This window comes from Sorangium sp. So ce1014, assembly GCF_051521505.1.
In the GTDB taxonomy this organism is placed as follows: domain Bacteria; phylum Myxococcota_A; class Polyangia; order Polyangiales; family Polyangiaceae; genus Sorangium.
The window spans coordinates 3,345,295-3,364,199 of the sequence record NZ_CP150356.1; the positions used below are offsets into that span (position 1 = coordinate 3,345,295).

General features: G+C 70.4%; 11 protein-coding genes. 8 read left to right on the forward strand and 3 right to left on the reverse strand.

The annotated features are described in order from the left end of the window. Window positions 1-431 precede the first annotated feature (431 nt). Together WME75_RS12910 and WME75_RS12915 are read left to right on the forward strand one after the other, a co-directional pair. The gene (locus WME75_RS12910; protein ID WP_437490133.1) at window positions 432-2,660 is read left to right on the forward strand and encodes a glycoside hydrolase family 3 N-terminal domain-containing protein; all 2,229 of its coding nucleotides are present in this window, start codon (window positions 432-434) and stop codon (window positions 2,658-2,660) included. Window positions 2,661-2,770: 110 nt separating this feature from the next. Beyond that, a complete protein-coding gene (locus tag WME75_RS12915) occupies window positions 2,771-3,622 on the forward strand; it encodes an SDR family NAD(P)-dependent oxidoreductase (protein WP_437490134.1) in 852 nt (283 codons plus the stop codon). Between the two features lie 23 nt (window positions 3,623-3,645). Here WME75_RS12915 and WME75_RS12920 read toward each other — a convergent pair whose 3' ends face one another. Next, window positions 3,646-4,182 carry a hypothetical protein gene (locus WME75_RS12920; protein ID WP_437490135.1) on the reverse strand — a complete coding sequence of 179 codons (537 nt, stop codon included), beginning with the start codon at window positions 4,180-4,182 and terminating at the stop codon, window positions 3,646-3,648. 28 nt (window positions 4,183-4,210) lie between these two features. On the opposite strand from WME75_RS12920, the gene WME75_RS12925 reads away from it, so the two are divergent. The 6 genes from WME75_RS12925 to WME75_RS12950 all read left to right on the forward strand — a co-directional run bounded on the left by WME75_RS12925 (window position 4,211) and on the right by WME75_RS12950 (window position 10,472). Continuing rightward, window positions 4,211-5,782, forward strand: coding sequence for a hypothetical protein (locus WME75_RS12925; protein ID WP_437490136.1), 1,572 nt, complete (start codon window positions 4,211-4,213; stop codon window positions 5,780-5,782). Window positions 5,783-5,784: 2 nt separating this feature from the next. Next, window positions 5,785-6,570 (forward strand): hypothetical protein, encoded by a 786-nt coding sequence (locus WME75_RS12930; RefSeq protein WP_437490137.1) that lies wholly within the window; start codon window positions 5,785-5,787, stop codon window positions 6,568-6,570. 167 nt (window positions 6,571-6,737) lie between these two features. Beyond that, window positions 6,738-7,976 (forward strand): hypothetical protein, encoded by a 1,239-nt coding sequence (locus tag WME75_RS12935; protein WP_437490138.1) that lies wholly within the window; start codon window positions 6,738-6,740, stop codon window positions 7,974-7,976. Further along, window positions 7,973-8,212 (forward strand): hypothetical protein, encoded by a 240-nt coding sequence (locus WME75_RS12940; RefSeq protein WP_437490139.1) that lies wholly within the window; start codon window positions 7,973-7,975, stop codon window positions 8,210-8,212. The genes WME75_RS12935 and WME75_RS12940 overlap by 4 nt, the downstream gene beginning before the upstream one ends. Window positions 8,213-8,469: 257 nt before the next feature. Next, window positions 8,470-9,228 carry an SDR family NAD(P)-dependent oxidoreductase gene (locus tag WME75_RS12945; RefSeq protein ID WP_437490140.1) on the forward strand — a complete coding sequence of 253 codons (759 nt, stop codon included), beginning with the start codon at window positions 8,470-8,472 and terminating at the stop codon, window positions 9,226-9,228. Between the two features lie 248 nt (window positions 9,229-9,476). Beyond that, window positions 9,477-10,472 (forward strand): aldo/keto reductase, encoded by a 996-nt coding sequence (locus WME75_RS12950; protein ID WP_437490141.1) that lies wholly within the window; start codon window positions 9,477-9,479, stop codon window positions 10,470-10,472. Window positions 10,473-10,481: 9 nt separating this feature from the next. Here WME75_RS12950 and WME75_RS12955 read toward each other — a convergent pair whose 3' ends face one another. Both WME75_RS12955 and WME75_RS12960 read right to left on the reverse strand, forming a co-directional pair. Next, a complete protein-coding gene (locus tag WME75_RS12955) occupies window positions 10,482-12,503 on the reverse strand; it encodes an ATP-binding protein (RefSeq protein ID WP_437490142.1) in 2,022 nt (673 codons plus the stop codon). Next, window positions 12,500-18,664, reverse strand: coding sequence for an AAA family ATPase (locus tag WME75_RS12960; protein WP_437490143.1), 6,165 nt, complete (start codon window positions 18,662-18,664; stop codon window positions 12,500-12,502). The genes WME75_RS12955 and WME75_RS12960 overlap by 4 nt, the downstream gene beginning before the upstream one ends. Between the last annotated feature and the right edge of the window lie 241 nt (window positions 18,665-18,905).

The following is an 18,905-nucleotide window of genomic DNA, read 5'->3' on the forward strand; positions in this document are numbered from 1 at the left end:
CCGGCGCGCGCGTCGATGCGGTGCGCGCCGGGCTTCGCTGAACGGCTGCTCGAGGGCGGAGCGCGCGCAGCAGGTGTCGTCCGCGCGCGACGTCCTCCGCGCGCGCCGCGACCTCCGCGATGGACGTTGCGGGGCCACGCGTGCCCGGCTCGACCTCGAGCCGCTCGTGCCAGAGCGTCCCGACCCGCGCGACGGTCAGCGCGGGCGCGCGGGGCTGGAGGATGCAGAGCTCGCCGCCCGCCGCCGCGGGGGGAGCGAGGCTGTCGCGGCAGAAGCGATGAAGTGCGCGGCGGCGGTCGAGCGCAGGGCGCGCGATCGTCTGTTGTGCTCACCCAACCTCACACGCCCGGCCCCGCACGATAGGAGTCCCCCGTCTTGCGCCAGTGGGGGGACCTGTTATCGTGCGCCCTTCGTCCTGTTCAGGAGAACTCATGATCGACGCTCCCCTTTACAAAGATGCCAAGCAACCCGTGGGCAAGCGGGTGGAAGACCTCCTGAGTCGGATGACCCTGGACGAGAAGGTCGGCCAGCTCATGCAGCTGGACGCGCAGGGAGATCTGGAGGACGCGATCGGGCGCATGAAGGTCGGCAGCCTCCTGCACTGCAACGGGAAGGACGCGGACGCGGCGATAAGGCGCGCGCTGGACACCCGGCTCGGCATTCCGGTGCTGATGGCCGATGACGGGATTCATGGTCACTCCTTCTGGGCGGGCGCAACGATCTTCCCGACGCAGCTCGGCATGGCGTGCAGCTGGGACACAGGTCTTCTGGAGCAGGTCGCCCGGGTCACCGCCGCCGAGATGCGGGCGACCGGGCTCAAGTGGACGTTCTCTCCTGTCCTGTGCCTGACGCGTGATCTTCGCTGGGGCAGGGTGGGGGAGACGTTCGGCGAGGATCCCTACCTCATCGGCGAGCTCGCGTGCGCGATGGTCAAGGGCTATCAGGGCAAGGGCCTCGACGATCCGGACGCGGTGCTGGCCACGGCCAAGCACTACGCGGGCTACTCGGAGACGCTGGGCGGCCGTGACGCCTCGGAGGCGAACATCTCGCGGCGCTACCTGCGCTCGTATTTCCTGCCACCCTTCGAGAAGGCCGCGCAGAGCGGCTGCATGGCGTTCATGACAGGATATCAGTCCATGGACGGGATACCGGCCACCGCCAACCGCTGGCTCCTGACCGAGGTCCTCAAGGAGGAGTGGGGCTTCGAGGGGATCGTCGTGACCGACTGGAACAACGTGGCCAATCTCGTGCTCGATCAGAAGGTCTGCAAGGACATGGCCGAGGCGGCCACGGTGGCGATCCGGAGCGGCAACGACCTGATGATGGCGACCCCGGAGTTCTACGAGGGGGCGCAGGAGGCGGTGCGCCGCGGGCTCCTGGCCGAGGCCGAGATCGACGCGGTGGTGCGGCGCGTCCTCTCGCTCAAGCTCTCCCTCGGGCTCTTCGAGGACCCCGGGTACAGCAGCGAGCGGCGGATCAAGGAGATCATCGGGTGCGCGACCCACCGGGAGCTCAACCTGGAGGTGGCGCGGGCGTCGCTCGTGCTGCTGAAGAACGACGGCCTCTTGCCGCTCGCGGACGGCGCGGGCTCCCCGGCGGCGAGCGACGCCGCTCGCGGGGCGGGCGCGGCGCCGGGGCCCTTGCGGCGGATCGCGGTGATCGGACCCAACGCGGACGACCCGATCGCGCAGCTGGGCGACTGGTCGCTCGGGTCGGGCCAGATGAGCGGCGGCAACGGCCCCCAGCACCCCCGCTCGAGCATCGTCACGATCGTGGAGGGGATACGGGAGCTCGCGCCCCCGGGGTGCGAGGTGGTCCACGCTGCCGGGTGCTCGGTCGTCAGCGAGGACGAGTCGGGCATCCCCGCGGCGGTCGAGCTGGCCCGGGGCGCCGACGTGGTGGTCCTCGTCGTCGGGGATCGGATCGAGCTCATCGGCGAGACGAAGAGCACGGCGACCCTGGAGCTCATGGGCGGGCAAAGGGCCCTGGCGGACGCGATCGCCAGGACGGGCGTGCCCACGGTCGTGGTCCTCGTCAACAGCAAGCCGCTGGTGATGCCGCGCTCGGTGCTCGGCACGTCGGCCATCGTCGAGGCGTTCAATCCGGGGATGATGGGCGGGCGGGCGGTGGCCGAGGCGCTGTTCGGGCGGATCAACCCCTCGGGCAAGCTGACGATCTCGTTTCCCTACCACGTGGGCCAGCAGCCGGTGTTTTACAACCAGGCCCGCGGCCAGCACGGGAGCCGCTACGCCGACCTCACGCAGGAGCCGGCGTTCGCGTTCGGCTTTGGCCTGAGCTACACGCGCTTTGCGTACGCCGACCTGGAGGTCCTGACGCCCAGCGTGGGGCGAGACGGCGTGGCCTCCTTCGAGGTGACGATCACCAACACTGGAGAGCGCGAGGGGGTCGAGATCGCCCAGCTGTACATCGAAGATCGGGTGACGTCGTCCACGTGGGCGCTGAAGGAGCTCAAGGCCTTTCGCCGCCTGCGCCTGGCCGCGGGCGAGGCGCGCACGGTGCGGTTCGACGTCCCCGCCTCGGCGCTGTCCCTGATCGACGCCGAGGGGCGCCGCGTGGTGGAGCCGGGGGAGTTCCGCGTCCACATCGGCGCGTCGTCCCGGCCACAGGACCTGCTGAGCGCCGGCTTCGACGTCGCGTAGAGCAGACGTGGCGTAGAGCATTTGACCACTACCCCCGACAGGCTCTGGTTTGAGTTTCAATTCTCGCCGGATGCCGTCAAGGCCCCGGCGCTCGAGGAGGTGAGGGACCGATGACGGCGAAGAGAGTGGCGCTGGTGACGGGCGCGAGCACGGGGATCGGCCGGAGCGTGGCGGAGGCGCTCGCGCGGAACGGCTATGTGGCCTTCGCGGGCATGCGCGATCCCGATGGCAAGAACCGGGCGGCGCGCGACGAGGTGGCCGGCCTGGCGGCCGCGGGCGTCCCCATCGAGGCGGTCGCGCTCGACGTGACGGACGACGCCTCCGTGGCCGCGGCGGTCGCGACGGTGGTGGAGAAGGCGGGGCAGATCGACGTGCTCCTGAACAACGCGGGCAACAGCCTGATCGGGCTGACCGAGTGCAGCAGCATCGATCAGCTGCGACGGCTCTTCGAGACGCACGTCTTCGGGACGCAGCGTATCTGTCGCGCCGCGTTGCCGCACATGCGCCGGCGAAAGACGGGGGTGCTCGCCTTCACGTCCAGCATGGGAGGGCGCATCCTCATGCCGCGGTCGGCGCACTACTGCGCGGCAAAAGCCGCGATGGAGATGATGGCCGAGGGCTACCAGCGCGAGCTCGGGTCGCTCGGGATCGACGTCGTGATCCTGGAGCCGGGCCTGGTCCAGACGAAGATCTTCGACAACGCCTGGCTGAACGACGACGAGGCGCGCGCCGCCGAGTACGGGGCGCTCGGCGGCGTGGCGCGCGCCGCTGTCGAGGTGGCCAAGACCCTGAAGGGACCCGACCCGGCGGAGCTCGCGGACGTGCTGCTGAAGCTCCTCGAGATGCCGCACGGCCAGCGGCCGCTGCGCACGACGTTCGGCATGGACGCGGCGCTGGTCAACCCCGCGAACCTCGCCGCGGACGAGGCCACCCGGGCGCTGTTCGCCATGTACGGGGGCTAGGCGACGTTCAACGGTTCGATGCTCTAGCGCCGCCCTGCGCTCTCCGGCCGCGCCCCGGGCCCGGCCGCCGCCGCCGATCGGCCGCGGATGTCCTGCGGCGTGGGCAGGTACTCGAGCGTCACCCAGGTCTCGCCCCCCGCCGCGCGCATCGCCCCGCGGTACAGGTGGTAGTCCACCGATTCGAACGTGGCCGTGACGGCCTCGGCCGCGGCGCCCGGCGCGGGGGCGAACGTGCCCTCGAACCGGATGCTGCGGTGATCGATCGGGGTCAGCGCCCCGTCGATGCGCCGGGGCTCCCCGACGCTCTCGAGCCGCCGCCCACCATCGCCCGGATCGGTGATCCGGCACGGGAGCCGCGGCTCCTCGCGATCGCCGTGGTGGAACCGGCAGAAGAACTCGCCGACCCTCACCTCGAAGAGAGGCCGCTCCGGCGGGATGATCGCCCGCGAGTCCACGAACGCCGCCGTGGAGGGCCGGGCCGCGGCGCAGCCCACGAGACCGACCAGCGCGAGCCCGGGCAGAGACCAGGGATGACCGAATGCCGTATTCTCCCGCGGCATCTTGGCTATCCTAGACGCCGCCCGGCCGATGTCGACCCCACGCAAGCGCACGCGCCCCGGGCCCGGCTCACCGGCGCTCGCCCTGCTCGCCGTGCTCCTCGCGGGGTGCGCCGCGAGCCCGAGCAGCGCCCCCGGCCATCCGGATCGCGCAGCGCTCACCGGGAGCAGGCCCGCGGGGCAGCGAGGTCAGGTGCCGGTGACGGTCACGGCCGACCGCGGCGTCCTGCGCGACGGCATCGTCTCCCTGGGCGTGCCGTTCCCGCCCGGCGTGCTCCTCGACCCGGCGCTCCTCCGCGTCCTCGACCCCGCCGGCGTCGAGGTGAGCCTCCACGCCGCCTCGATCGCGACCTGGCCCGCGGACGGCTCGCAGCGCGCCGTGCTGGTGGCGTGGCGCGCCTCCCTGGATCAGGGCGCCTCGGCGACCTTCTCCCTGGAGTACGGCGCGCCGAGCCGCCGCGACGCGGGCGCGCTCGCGCCCAGCCCGGACGGCCCCGCGGTCGCCCGGCTGCCGCCGTCCTGGTACGCGAGGAGCCGCGTGATCGGCTACCAGATCACCGCGGACCAGAACACGGCGTTCAAGGTCTGGGAGGACAAGAGCGAGCGCTACCTCGCCGAGATGACGCCCGCCTGGCAGGCCTATGGCATCGGCTGCGGCGCGACGGCCATGGAGCGCACCTATTACGACGCGCCGCACGCGCTGTTCCAGCGCTTCATCCATCACGGCACGCCCGGCGCGTACCGGCGCGCGCGCGAGGAGTCGACCTGGTACCGCGGGAACGAGCTCCGCTGGTTCGCAGGCGGCGAGGTGGCCCTCTACGCGTGCGCCGATCGCTGGGACCCGGCGACGCCCATGGACTGGAGGCATCTGCGCAACATGCTCGGCCAGGGGATGCTCGACGACTACCTGCTCACGGGCGATCCGCAGGCGCTCCGCGCGCTCCGCGGGCTGGGCGAGGCGTACCTGCGGAACCTGCCCGCCCTGAGGGCAGGGGACAAGCCGCAGATCAAGGGCACCGAGCGCAACCTCGCGTGGACGCTGATGGGCCTCGCCAGCTACTACGCGGCCGAGCCGCGCCCCGACGTGCGCGAGGCGCTCGTCGCGCTGATCGGCACGGCCTTCGCGTGGCAGCGCGCGAGCCGGAGCGGCGCCTTCGAGCACGACATCCACGCTCCGGATCCCGAGGAGTGCGGGCGGGGCCCGCGCGGGGGCTCGCCGTTCATGACCTCGCTGGTCGTCGAAGGCCTGATGGACGCGTGGCTGCTCCTCCGCGATCCGCGCATCCCCGAGATCGTGGTCAGGGCCGCGGCGTGGTACCGCGACCACGCGATCAACCGCGATGGCGTCGCCTTCCAGTATCTCTGGGGCTGCGAGGACGTCGCGTACCAGAGCAGCGCGTGGGCGACGCTCAACCTGCTCATCTCCCACGTCTTCGGCGCGGCTTACCTGGTCTCGGGCGACACGACGTGGCTCGACTTCGGCGACCGCATGGCCCGTCACGGCATCGAGCACCTCTATGCGGGACGGCCGAAGAACTGGACCCAGGGCACGCGCGGCTTCCTGAAGTACATGGGCTACCGCGCTGAAGGCCGCTCTCCCTAGCCATGCTGAACACCCTTCTCCGCCTCTCCCCGCTCCGCCCCGCCGTTCGCCTCGAGACCGTCCAGCGGCGCGACTTCACCGAGCAGCGCCTGCGCGAGCTCCACGCCCTCGCGAACGCGCTCATGGCCGAGGACTTCGACCACTTCCGCGTCCACGCCGAGACCAACGATGTCGTCCATGTCTTCCGCCGCGTCGACTCGGGCGCGATCGTCGGATTCCAGTTCTGGAAGACCGCGCCCCTCGCTCTGCCTCGCAGCCGGGCCATCGTCGGCGGGAAGCTGCGGATCTCGCCCGAATTCCGGACCCGCGGGCTGCACCTCGCCTCCGGACTCCTGTTCTTGATCGAGACGAAGCGCCGCGCGCCGCGGACTCGCCTGTACCGGCTCTCGCTCGCCAGCCTCTTCGGGTTCGTCTCCATCACCGAGGCGCTCGCGCGCTACGAGCTCTTCGATCCGAAGCGCCGGGGCACCGCCGAGGACGAGGCCGTGCGCGAGGCGCTCCTCACGCTCGCCAGGGAGAGCGACTACCGCGTGGACGACGAGACCGGCCTCGTCTTCGTCGACATCTTCATGACCGAGGAGACGCTGCGCCGCTATCCAGCGCGCTACTTCGACCGCCCGGCCGCGAGGCGCTACGCCGCGGTCAACCCGGGCTTCCGCACGAACGGCTGCTACGTCAGCTTCTGGTTCCGCTTCACGAGCGATAACCTCCTCGCCATGACCCGCGCGGTCGCGAGGAAGCTCTTCCGCCAGGTCGCCCCCGTCAATCCGCCGCCCGACGCTCGATAGCCCATCGCGATGGCGGCGCGATGGCCCTGCGGAACAGGCGATCCTCCCATCCGGCCACCCTTGCGCTGTACGGGATCGGCCATCCGGTGCGAAAATCCCCGGGGCCTCCTCCGATCCGCCACATCTCGCGCGCGGCCCGGCCACGGCGCCGCGCCACGCTCCGTCTCATGACCGACCTCTCTCCCACCGGCGTCGTGGTCCGCCCGGGGGCCGCTGGCCGCCTGCGCCGGCTCGGCGCCGCCGCGCTGTCCCTGCTCGTCGCGACGGCCATCTGGCTTCCCAGTCTCCAGCTCTTCTTCCGGCACGAGCCGGGCGAGCACCGCGCTTCCGGCGCGCTCTCGCCGCGCGGAGAGGCGCTGCTCGCGCATCAGCTCTCGCTCTGGGACGAGGACGGCGCCGCGCAGGACGCGGCGCTCGCGCGGATGCGGGCCACGAACGCGGAGTGGGATTTCATGGGACGGACCTTCCTCGTCCTCGGCCTCGCCAACGCCGCGCTGCGGGATCCAGGCGCCGAGGCGCGCCACCTCGCCGTCATCGACCGGATCGTCGACGAGACCCTCGCGCTCGAGCGCGAGCGGGGGATGCTGCACTTCATGATGCCCTACGCCACGCGGGGGCCGTTCGTGCAGCAGCCTGCGCGCAGCCTCTTCGTGGACGGCGAGATCGCGCTCATGCTGGGCGCCCGCGCGCTTGTCGCGCGGCGCGCCGATCTCGAGGCCGAGCTCGACGCGCGCGTCGCCGAGATGCGGTCCCGCATGGAGCGGAGCCCCATGCTGTCGGCCGAGAGCTACCCCGACGAGTGCTGGACCTTCTGCAACACGCTCGCCCTCGGCGCGATGCGCATGGCCGACGCGCTGCGCGGCGAGCGCCGAGGCCTGGATCTCGGCCGCCGCTGGCTCGCGGCGGCGCGCGCCCGCCTGGTGGACCCGAGGACGGGGCTGCTCGTGTCGAGCTACACCCACGACGGCAGGATCCTGGACGGCCCGGAGGGATCGTCCCTCTGGCTCGTCGCGCACGCGCTGCTCCTGATCGACCCTGATTTCGCCCGCGATCAGTACGCGCGGGCGCGCCGTGAGCTCGGCGCGGAGCTCCTCGGCTTCGGCTGGGCGCGCGAGTGGCCGCGGTCCTGGTCCGGCCCGGAGGACGTGGACTCGGGCCCGATCGTGCCTCTCGTCGGGGCCAGCGCCGGCTCGAGCGGCCTCGCGCTGCTCGGCGCAGCGGCCTTCGGCGACGCGCCGTACCTCGGGACGCTGCTCACCTCGCTCGACCTGGCCGCGTTCCCGATCCGCGAGGGCGGCCGGCTGCGCTACGCCGCGAGCAACCAGGTCGGCGACGCGGCGCTGCTCTATGCGCTGAGCTTCGGCCCGCTCTGGCAGCGGATCGCCGCCGCGGGAGGCGCCCCGTGAGCCGCCTGCTCGCCCTCGGCGCCGCGCTGCTCGTGGCCGCCTTCGCCGCCTGCCACCTGCTCGGCCTGCGCGAGCACGTCTCCGTGCTGAGCGGCACCGCCCCGCCCGGCAGCGGGGGCGACGCCTCGCTCGGCGTCGCCTACGTGCTCTCGTGGTTCGGCGGCGTGGTCTTGGCGCCGATCCTCGCGATCGCGGCGGGCGTGCTCGCGGCCGTCGACCGGCTCCGATCGCGATAGGCGGGCTGCTGTTCCCGCAGCACAGCGGCAGCAGCCTGCTGCCTGCGAAACAGGCGAGCCGCCGGGCGGGCCTGCGTCGCGCGACGTCGCCCGGAGGCGCGCCGGGCGCAGGACGACAGGGCGACGCGCAGGCCGGCGTGCGCCATCCCACCTGCGGCGGTGGGGTGAGAAGAGAATGGAATGAAACATGCTCTGCCACGGCTCCCGCGACGCGCGAAGACCCAGGCGTCGTGTCTGCGGATGAAAGGGAGCTGATCTTGGACCTCGAACTCACCGGCAAGCGGGCCATCGTCACCGGCGGTAGCCGTGGCATCGGCAAGTCCATCGCGCGGGAGCTGGCGCGCGAGGGCGCGGACGTCGTGATCGCCGCGCGCGGCAAGGACAAGCTGGAGGCGACCGCCGCCGAGCTCTCGGCGGAGACGGGCCGCCGCGTCGTCCCGCTGGTGGTCGACACAGGCAACGAGACCTCGGTCAACGCGCTCGTCGAGCGCGCCGTCGCCGCGCTGGGCGGCGTGGACATCCTGGTCAACAACGCCGCCTTGCCGGGCGGGATCTCGCCCGCCACCCGCCTCGACCAGATCGTCGACGCGCAGGTGATCGAGGACATCAACATCAAGGTCGTGGGCTATCTGCGGACGGCGCGCGCCGTCGCGCCGCACCTCATCGCGAACGGCTGGGGCCGCATCATCAACATCGGCGGGCTGGCCGTGCGCAAGACAGGCCGTCCGGTCGCCACCCTGCGCAACGTCGGCGTGGCGGCGATCACGAAGAACCTCGCGGATGAGCTGGGCCCGAAGGGGATCAACGTCACGGTCGTGCACCCCGGCGCGACGCGCACCGAGCGCACCCGGTCCGAGTCCGAGAAGGATCTCGCCGCCTCGGTGAGCATCGGCCGCATCGTGGACGCCCGCGAGGTCGCGTGGGTCGTCACGTTCCTCGCCTCGCCGAGGAGCGTCGCGATCAACGGCGATGCCGTCGTCGCCGGCGGCGGGAGCGTCGGGCCGATCTATTACTGATCTGCCGCCGCTCGGCCATCGAGGGGACCGTGACGCCGAGCGGCACGGCGCCCCGGCGGATCAACTACAGAGGCATGGAGAGCACAGGTCTCGGTATTTCTCCCTCTCTCCCTCCGTGCCTCTGTGGTTGAATCTGTCTCTCTCCTTTCTTCCCAAAGCGCTTCACTCCGCTCGGCGTGCCCGATTGACATCCCGAGCCACCCTGCCCGAAGCTGTACGGGCAACTCCCGAAGAAATCACGGAACACCATGACCCTCCCGACCACCCGCCTCGGCCGTACCGGCCTCACCGTTTCTCGCCTGTGTCTCGGCACGATGACGTTCGGTTTCCAGACGGACGAGGAGACCTCCCGCGCCATCCTCGACAAGGCCGCCGGCGCCGGCGTCAACTTCCTCGACACGGCCGATGTCTATCCGCTGGGCGGCGGCCTGCCTACCGCCGGGCGCACCGAGGAGATCGTCGGCCGCTGGCTCAAGGGCAAGCGCGACCGCTTCATCCTCGCCACAAAGTGCGTCGGCCGCGTCGGCCCGAACGAGTGGGATCAGGGCGCCTCGCGCAAGCACATCCTGGACGCCATCGACGCCTCGCTGCGCCGGCTCGGCACCGACTACGTGGATCTCTATCAGCTCCACTCCGACGACCGCAACACGCCCATCGACGAGACGCTGGAGGCGCTCGACACCGTGGTTCGCTCGGGCAAGGCGCGGTACATCGGCGTATCCAACTACCTGGCGTACCGCCTGGCGCGCGCGCTCGGCCGCTCCGAGGCGCGCGGGCTCGCGCAGCTCGTGTCCGTGCAGCCGCGCTATGCGCTGCTGTTCCGGGAGATCGAGCGCGAGCTGCTCCCGCTCGCGCAGGAGGAGGGCCTCGGCGTGATCCCGTACAACCCGCTCGCCGGCGGGTTCCTCACGGGCAAGCACCGCCGCGGCGAGCCGACGCCGGGCACGCGCTTCACGCTCGGCGCGGCGGCGAGCAACTACCAGCAACGCTACTGGAACGAGCGCGCGTTCGCGACCGTGGAGAAGCTGGAGGGCATCGTCGCCGAAGCAGGCCAGTCGCTCACGACCGTCGCCGTCGCGTGGGTGCTCGCGAACCCGGTCATCACCTCGGCCATCATCGGCGCCAGCCGGCCCGACCAGCTGGACGCCACGCTCGCCGCGGCCGAGCTCGCGCTCGATCCGCAGCTCAAGGCCCGGCTCGACGAGGCGACGGCGGAGTTCCGCCGCGGCGACGCGCAGCGCTGAGTGCCCTGGCTATGCGTAGTGGTGCCCCGCGCCCTCGGTCGACAGCGGCAGCTCGACGCAGAAGGTCGAGCCCAGGCCGACCTCGCTCGACAGGCGAATTCGTCCGCCGTGCGCCTCGACGATGGTGCGCGCGATAAAGAGGCCGAGCCCGAGCCCCCCATAATGCCGCGACGAGACGCCGCGGCGAAATCGCTCGAAGAGCTGCGTCCGCACCTCGGCCGGGATCCCGATCCCGTGATCCGTCACCGAGAGCCGTGCGACCCCACCTTCCGCGGTGATGGTGATCTCGATCGGCGCGCGTTCCCCGAACTTGATGGCATTGGTCAGGAGGTTGGTCACGACCTGTTCCAGGCGGTACCGGTCCCACCAGCCGGTGACCGGCTGCTCCGCGCGCACAGCGAGCGCGCTGCCCGACTGCTCGAGCTGGTTGCCGAGGTGGGTGACGATCTCGGCGACCAGCTCGCGCAGATCGACGGGCGCCCGGTCGAGCTCGAGCCTCCCCGCCTGGATCCGGGAGACGTCGAGGAGCATGTCGACGAAGTTGGCGAGGCGCTTGATCTGGCGGCCGGAGAGGGCGACCGCCGATCGCACACGCGCGACGTCCATGCCCCGCGAGAGCCTTTGCCCCAGCGATTGAATAGAGAGCTGCAGGGTGGTGATCGGAGTGCGGAGCTCGTGCGAGGCGATGAGGAGGAACTCGTCCCGCAGGCGGATGGCCTCCTCCGCCGCCGCGCGCGCGCGGCGCTCGTCCAGGAGGAGCCGATCGCGTTGCTGTTCGGCGTGCACGCGCGCGGTGATGTCGCGGAAGCTCCAGACCCGCCCGGCCACGCGCCCTCCGAGGCGCTGGGGCTGCGTATAACACTCGAAGATCTGCCCGTTCCGGAGCGGGAACGTATCGAAGGCGCTCGCCTCGGGATCGGTGTAGAGGTCCTGGACGCTTTGCAGGAATAGCTCGGGCTCGCGGAGCTGGCCGCCGGCGAACGCGAGGAACACGTCGGCCGATCCGCTGGCGAGGACATCGGTGGGAATGCGCCACATCTGCGCGAGCCTGTGGTTATGGCGCACGATGCGCCTCGCGCCGTCGACGACCAGGATGCCGTCCGCCGTCGATTCGAGCGTAGCCTCGAGGAGCGAATAGGAATGGCGCAGCACGTCCTCGGCGTGCCTGCGGGAGGTGATGTCGGTCGAGATACCGCAAATGCCCTCAGGTTCTCCGGCGGGGCCGCGGAGCGGGAACTTGAGGGAAATGTACGTGCGTACGCCGTCGCTCTTGGGGGCCAGCTCGTCGAGCTCGACGGTCCGATTCTGCTGCAGGACGAGAAAATCGTTGGCGCGATACTCATCGGCCTGCTCGCGTGGGAAGACGTCGCGGTCGGTCTTGCCGATGACCTGCTCGCGGCGCATCTGGAAGAGCTCTTCGAACCCGCGGTTGACGAGCATGTAGCGCCCCTCGATGTCCTTGGCGAAGACGACGGCGGTCGTGTTGTCGACGATGGCCTGAAGCAGATGCTGGCTCTCGCGGAGAGCGGCGTTCGATCTGGCCAGCTCGGCCGTGCGATCTCGCACCCGTTGTTCCAGCTCTTGATGGGTACGCTGCAGCTCCGCGTTCCTTTCTTCGAGCTCCCTTTTCGTCTCGCGCAGGCTCAAGTGCGTCTTGATCCGCGCTATCACCTCTCCAATCTCGAATGGTTTGGTGATGTAATCGACGCCCCCCGCCTCGAACCCCACGAGCTTGTCAGCCGCGTCGGAAAGACAGGTCATGAAGAGCACCGGGATGTCTCGGGTGCTTTCCGCCGCCTTCAGGCACCGGCACGTCTCGAAACCGTCGATATCCGGCATCACCACGTCCAGCAGAATCAGGTCGGGTTGCATGAGGCGGGCCCGCTCCAATGCCTCTTCACTGTCCTCGGCGATGAGCACCTGGTGACCCATGCATTCCAGATGACCCATCAGCAAGTTGAGATTGGCTGGCACGTCATCCACGATCAGGATAGTGTAGGTGCGAGCATCGGATGCTGTGGCTCGGCTCATGGTCGCTGGTCGCCCCTGATGCTCCGCGGCTCCACCCCCAGCCTCGCCGTCGGTTCCACCCCCTGCAGGTGCTCCTCGACCAAGCTGCGGATCGCCTTGGACTGGCAGCCCTGCGCCATGCGATGCAGGCGGTCGGCGAAGGGGCGATAGCGTTCGTCGAGGGTGGTCAGGTAGGCCGCCCGCTTTCGGATGTCGCGCATGTTGCCGTTCAGGGCCAGGGCATGCAGGACCTCCATCTCCTCTCGGGGCGGCGCCAGGAGCTCCGCGTCCGCCCCATCCCCGGCTCGCTCCTCGGCCGGTCTGCCATAGACCCAGGTCAATCCGAGCTGGGCGCCGATGATCCGCAGCAGGCTCTCCTGGTCGATCGGCTTGGCGAGGAAGGCGTCGGCGCCGGCTGCGACGCTCTCGGTCTGGTCTTCCTCGTTGGCGCTCGCGGACACCGCGATGAACGGCAGCCGCGCGAGCCCCCGAGCCTGGCGATCGCGACGAATGCAATGGATGGCTTCCGGGCCGCCCATCACCGGCATGACCAGATCCATCACCACCAGATCCGGCGACGCCGCCATCGCCTGATCGAGGGCCTCCGGGCCATTGGTCGCCTCGCAGACCTCGAAGCCGAGGCCGCTCAGCAGGTCCGAAAGCACCGCCCGATTGCCCACCACGTCGTCGGCGACCAGCACCTTCCGGCGCGGCCCCTCGTAGCCGATGGCGTCCCGCTCGGAGGGCTGGAGGGGTGCTGCGATCTCGGCCACTGGCAGGGTCACCTCGAACCAGAAGCGGCTGCCTTCGCCGGGCCGGCTTTGCACGTGGATCTCGCTGCCCATGAGGTGCACCAGATGGCGGCTTATCATCAGCCCAAGGCCGGTCCCGGCGCGGCGCCGCACATCCCCCACCCGTTCGAAGGGCTGGAAGAGCTTTGCCAGCTGCTCCGGCGTCATTCCGACGCCGGTATCCTCCACCTCGAAGCGCAGGCGCGCCGCGGTCCCATCCTGGGCCAGCCCCTGCACCCCGAAGCGCACCCGCCCCCGATCGGTGAATTTCACCGCGTTGCCCAGGAGGTTGAGCAGCACCTGACGCAGGCGCTTCTCGTCGGCCAGCACCGCCTGGGGCAGGTGGGGCGTGGTCTCGTAGGTGAAGTAAAGGCTCTTCTGCTCCGCTCTGACGCGGATGATGTCGGCGACGACCGTGACGAAGGTCGAGAGATGGATCGGTTCGGGGCAGACATCGAGCTTGCCCGCCTCGATCTTGGCCAGGTCCAGGAGGTCGTTGATGAGGGTCAAGAGGTGCTGGCCGCTCTGCTGGATGGTATTCAGCCCCGTCGCCTCGCGGCTCTCGAGCCCCACGGAGCGCTTGAGGATCTGGGCATAGCCGAGGATGGCGTTGAGTGGCGTGCGCAGCTCGTGGCTGATGTTCCTCAGGAACTCGGTCTTCGCACGGCTCGCGGCTTCGGCCGTCTTGCGGGCCTGGCGTTCCGCTTCGGCCTGCTTGCGCTCGGTGATGTCGGTGGAAATGCCGCAGACGGCATAGGGCTGCTGCGCCGCGTTGCACAGCGGGTATTTGAGGGCGAGGTAGGTGTGCAGCCCATCGTCCTGGGGGACCTCTTCCTCGGCCTGCAGCGCCGCTCCGGTGGCCAGCACCTCCTGGTCGACGGCGCGGAAGGCATCGGCCCGCTCCCTGGGGAAGACATCGTAGTCGGTCCGGCCGACGATCGCTTGCTCACCGACGTGGAACACCTCGGCGTAGCGCCGGTTGATCATCAGGTAGCGCCCCTCGAGATCCTTGAGGTAGATGACCGCTGTCGAGTTGTCTACAATCGACTGCAGCAGCTCTTTGCTGTCCCGCACGGCCTGCTCCGCTCGCCGGCGTTCGCTGTTCTCCTGGAGCAGGTCGGCGTAGAGCGTGGCATTGGCGATCGAGTTGGCGGCCTGGGCCGAGAGCAGCTCCAGCACGGAGAGCCGGTCCGGGGTGAACGCGCCGGCGACGAGGTCGTTTTCCAGGTAGAGCAGCCCCACGAGCTCCGCCTGCCGCAGGATGGGCAGGCAGAGCGCGGATTTGGGGCGCCGAGAGAGGGGGTCGCCGGCGATGATCGGATTCCGTGCCGTCCCGTCGTCCAGGATCACCTTCTCCCGGCTGCGCCGGACGTAGTTGAGGAGGGACGCCGGCAGGTCCGAAGGGGAGGCTTCGGGCTCGTGGGGAATACGCACCTCGATCTGGGGCCCCTCCGCCTTCGCCTCGGCAGCCAAGAACAGGGTCTCGGCGCGGGCGAGGAGCAGGCAGCCTCGCCTCGCGCCGGCGTTCTTGACCAGGATGCGCATGAGCGCGTCGAGCAGGCGGTCGAGGACGATCTCGCCCGAGATGGCCTGGGAGGCCTTGAGCACCGAGCCGAGGTCGAGCGCGGTGCTGGCGGGCGCGGCGGCCTCAGGGCACGTCGCGCCGCGGAGGATTTCGCTGGGGACGAGGTCGGGGTACGCGCGCTCGAGGCGCCGCATCGCCTCGGTCGCGCCCCAGCGGCCGTAGAGCCGGTGGGCCTCGGTCAGGTAGGCGCGGGCGAGGGTGGTCTTGCCGAGAGCGCGAAAGGAGAGGCCGGCGAGCTCGTTGGCGAGCGCCTCGTCATGGAGGTAGCCGCCGCGCTGCGCGAGGGCGATCGCCTCGTCGTAGCGATCGCCGGCGGCCCGCGCGTCACCGCGGGCGCGCTCGAGCTCGGCGCCGAGCAGGACGCTGCGGTGCGCCAGGTTCTCCGGACACAGGCTCGCCCAGCGCGAGAGCCTCTCCGCGAAGAGCTCCGCGCGGGCGAGGAAGAGCGCGCGCTCGGCCGAGGAGACCCTGTCCGCCGCCTGTGTGAGCGCGATGCCGGCGTAGCCATGGAACGCGGGGTTGGCGTGCCAGGCCGCCACGGCCGGGATCTCGATGTTCAGCGTCAGCGCGAGGCGTGCTGCGTCCTCGAACGCGCCCTGGAACACGCCGAGGAGCACGACGAAGAAGTGGGCGAAGAAGAGTGAAGCCTGGTTGTCGATCCGGCGGGCCTCCTCCACGACCTCGTCGATATCGACCCACTCGCCCTTGAGCGCGGCCGGGCGCGCCGTCTCGACCGAGAGCTGGTGCGCGAGCTGTCCGACCGCGCCGGTCACCCAGGTGATGGCGTTGGACTCGTCGAGCCGGTGTATCGGCTGGTAGCCCTCCGTCTCGGCGAGGAGGTCGGAGAGCGGGAGGCCGCGCAGGAGGCTGTTCGTGCTCAGGTTGACCGTGTTGTAGAACGCCCAGATATACTGGCCGGTCTCGAGTCCGGCGTGCATGCCGACGCGCAGCGTCTCCCTGTAGGCGGCGTAACCTTCCTTCCAGTGCTGAATGAAGGCACCCCACATGTTGCAGAGCATCGACTCGGACTTCTTGTCCGGGTACCGCTCGGCGAGCTCCACGGCGATTCGCCCGAGTCGATAGCCGAGCTCGATGTCCCCGCGCGCGCAGAGGAACATCCCGAAGTTCACGCAGCCGTAGATCGAGGTCTCCGACAGCCCGTGGCGGAGCGTGTTATCGAGGATCTTGGCGACGGTGATGCCGAAGTTGCGCGAGGCGAGGAAGTAGCAGGGAACGAACAGCTCCAGGAGCACGTCCTGCATGGCGCCGATCTCCGGGTCCCGCAGCGGCGGCAGGCCCCGTAGCGCCTCGAGCGTCCGCTCCCGGACCAGCTCCATCGTCGCGTCGATCTGGGCGTCGACCATGGCTTGGTCGGGGAAGAGGGGCAGGTCGAGCCCGAACGGGCGCAGGGCGGCGAGCCCCTCCTCGAGCGCGGCGGGCAGGTCGTTCTTGAGCACCTGCACGTTCATCTTGAGCCGCAGCACCTCGGTGCGATCGAGCCGGCTCGCAACCCGCTCCAGGCAGTCGGAGAGGATCGCCAGCGCTTCGTCGTGCCGGCCGCTGAGCGAGAGCATCAGCGCGGTCCTCTTCGCGTACTCGAGGCGGAGCGGGGGCTGCGACGCCCAGGCGTCCTCCGGGAGGCGCAGGAGGCCGAATTGCAGGTAGCGCAGCGCGGCGCCGAAGGCCGCCGAGTCCGCGGCACGGCCCGCGGCCTCGAGGCTCATGCGAGCGAGCTGCAGGCGCTCCGCGGGGTCCGACACGAGGTCGCCTGCGCTGTTCAGGTGGCCGACGACGTCGAAGAGGCTCTGGCTCTCCGAGAGGTCCAGCTTGTCCGCGAGCAGCCGGCCGATCCGGAGGTGGAACGCGGGCCGGTCCGCCTCCGGGATCATCCCGTAGACGCCCTCCTGGACCTTGTCATGGGCGAACCGGTAGCGTTCGCGCCCGGCGATCACGAGCCCCTCGCTCACCGCGGGATCGAGGCGGGAGTACGCGTCTTTCGGCGAGCATTCGCTCACCGCGGCGAGCACGTCGAGGTCGAACCGGTTGCCGATCGCCGCGGCGAGCTTGAGCGCCTTCACCGTCGCCGGTGGCAGGCGCGCGATGGTCCGCACCATGAGGTCGACCACGTTGTCCGTGTACCCGAGCGCGTCGATCGCGGCGAGGTCCCAGCGCCAGCCCGATCCGGTCGTATATGCGAGGACGCCATGGTCGTACAGCGACCGGACGAACTCCTTGACGAAGAACGGGTTGCCGCCGGTCTTCGTCTGCACCGCATCGGCGAGCGGCCCGCAGTCGCTGCGCTTGAGGCTGTCCGAGAGCATCTCGATCAGGTGCGGGCGCGCGAGCGGGCCGAGGACGATGTTGCATACGACGAGCCCGGCCTCCTCGATGGCCCGAACGAACGGGTGCGCGGGCGATACCTCGTTGTCGCGGTAAGCGCCGCAGAAGAAGAGCGCCTCGAGCGAGGTGTCGGCGAGGAGCTCGCGGAGCAGCCCGAGGCTCGCGGGGTCGATCCATTGCAGATCGTCGAGGAACAGGACGAGCGGATGGGCGCGGCGCGCGAACACCGAGACGAACTGCAAGAAGCACCGGTTCAGGCGGTGCTGCGCCTCGAGCGGGCCGAGCGTCGGGACGGGCGGCTGCGCGCCGATCACATGGGAGAGCGACGGGATGACGTCGCAGACGACCTGCGCGTTCGGCCCGAGCGCCTCGCGGATCGCGCTCCGCCACCGGGAGATGCGCGCCTCACTCTCGCTGAGGATCTGCCGCACGAGGCCGTCGAACGCCTGGATCACCGCGCTGTAGGGCGCGTCGCGGTTGTACTGATTTGATTTGCCGCTCGTGAAATAGCCCTTCTGCCGCGCGAGCGGCCGCAGGATCTCCAGCACGAGCGAGGTCTTGCCGATGCCCGAGTAGCCGGAGACGAGGACGCTCTCGCGGCTGCCCTCGAGCGCGCGCTCGGACGCGGCGGTGAGCGCCTCGATGTCCTGCGCGCGGCCGTAGAGCTTCTGGTGGATCCGGAACAGGTCCTGGCGATCGTGCTGGCCCGCGACGAAGGGCTCGATCGCCCCCGTGCCGCGCAAGGCCTCGCGGCAGCGGTCGAGATCGGCGAGCAGGCCCTCGGCGCTCTGGTAGCGGTCCTCGGCGTTCTTCGCGAGCAGCTTGAGCACAACGCCGGACACGGCCTCGGGGATCGTCGGGTCGACGCGAGACGGCGGCGCGGGCGCGAGGGCGAGGTGCGCGTGGATGAGCTCCATCGGGTCCAGGGACTCGAAGGGGCGCTGACCCGTGAGCATCTGGTAAAGGATGACGCCGAGCGCGTAGAGGTCCGTCCGGTAGTCGACGCCGCGGTTCATGCGGCCTGTCTGCTCGGGGGAGACGTAGGGCAGCACGTCGGCGATCACCGCCGGCGCGTAGAGCCGTTCGTGCGCGCGGGTGATCTCGGCGTCGACGCCGAAGCTCGTGATCTTGACCGCGCCGCACGCACCGACGAGCACGTTGTGCGGGCGCATATCGCGGTGGATGAGCCCCGCCGCGTGCACCGCGGCGAGGCCTTCGGCGAGCGCCGCTGCGAGATCGAGCGCCTCGCAGATCGGCGTTCTGCACGACGGGCGCGCGGCGAGGATCCGCGCGAGATCGCGGCCCGGGAAGTCCTCGAGAACGACAATCAGGGCGCCGGCGAGCTCCTCGACGCCACGCAGCGCGACGAGGCGGGGTGAGGCGAGCTGCGCGACGCGCTCGCACTGATGCTTGAAGCGCGCGACCTCGGCCCGAGTGGCTCTTTCCGCGCGCAGGACTTTCAGCAAGACCGGGACGTCCTCACCCTCGCGGCACGCGCGGATTAGGCTAAAATCGGCGGTTTCCTCGATCTTCTCGCGGAGTGCATAGCCTGTCCCGACGATCATCGACACCCCTGCTCGCTCGCCAGCATAATGCAGCTCACGCGATCAAATAGTTGCGGGAGGGGAGGCTTGGCACAGGAATTGAGCCGCACCATGGGGGCTTGGCGCTGCCCACGCCCGGCCGCTCGCGCGCCGCGACAGGAGC

Excerpts from the sequence above, each read along its gene's own strand:
- WME75_RS12930 (WP_437490137.1), top strand. The coding sequence starts at position 5,785 with ATGCTGAACACCCTTCTCCGCCTCTCCCCGCTCCGCCCCGCCGTTCGC.
- WME75_RS12915 (WP_437490134.1), top strand. The coding sequence starts at position 2,771 with ATGACGGCGAAGAGAGTGGCGCTGGTGACGGGCGCGAGCACGGGGATC.
- WME75_RS12950 (WP_437490141.1), top strand. The coding sequence starts at position 9,477 with ATGACCCTCCCGACCACCCGCCTCGGCCGTACCGGCCTCACCGTTTCT.
- WME75_RS12920 (WP_437490135.1), bottom strand. The coding sequence starts at position 4,182 with ATGCCGCGGGAGAATACGGCATTCGGTCATCCCTGGTCTCTGCCCGGG.
- WME75_RS12935 (WP_437490138.1), top strand. The coding sequence starts at position 6,738 with ATGACCGACCTCTCTCCCACCGGCGTCGTGGTCCGCCCGGGGGCCGCT.
- WME75_RS12925 (WP_437490136.1), top strand. The coding sequence starts at position 4,211 with ATGTCGACCCCACGCAAGCGCACGCGCCCCGGGCCCGGCTCACCGGCG.
- WME75_RS12910 (WP_437490133.1), top strand. The coding sequence starts at position 432 with ATGATCGACGCTCCCCTTTACAAAGATGCCAAGCAACCCGTGGGCAAG.
- WME75_RS12955 (WP_437490142.1), bottom strand. The coding sequence starts at position 12,503 with ATGAGCCGAGCCACAGCATCCGATGCTCGCACCTACACTATCCTGATC.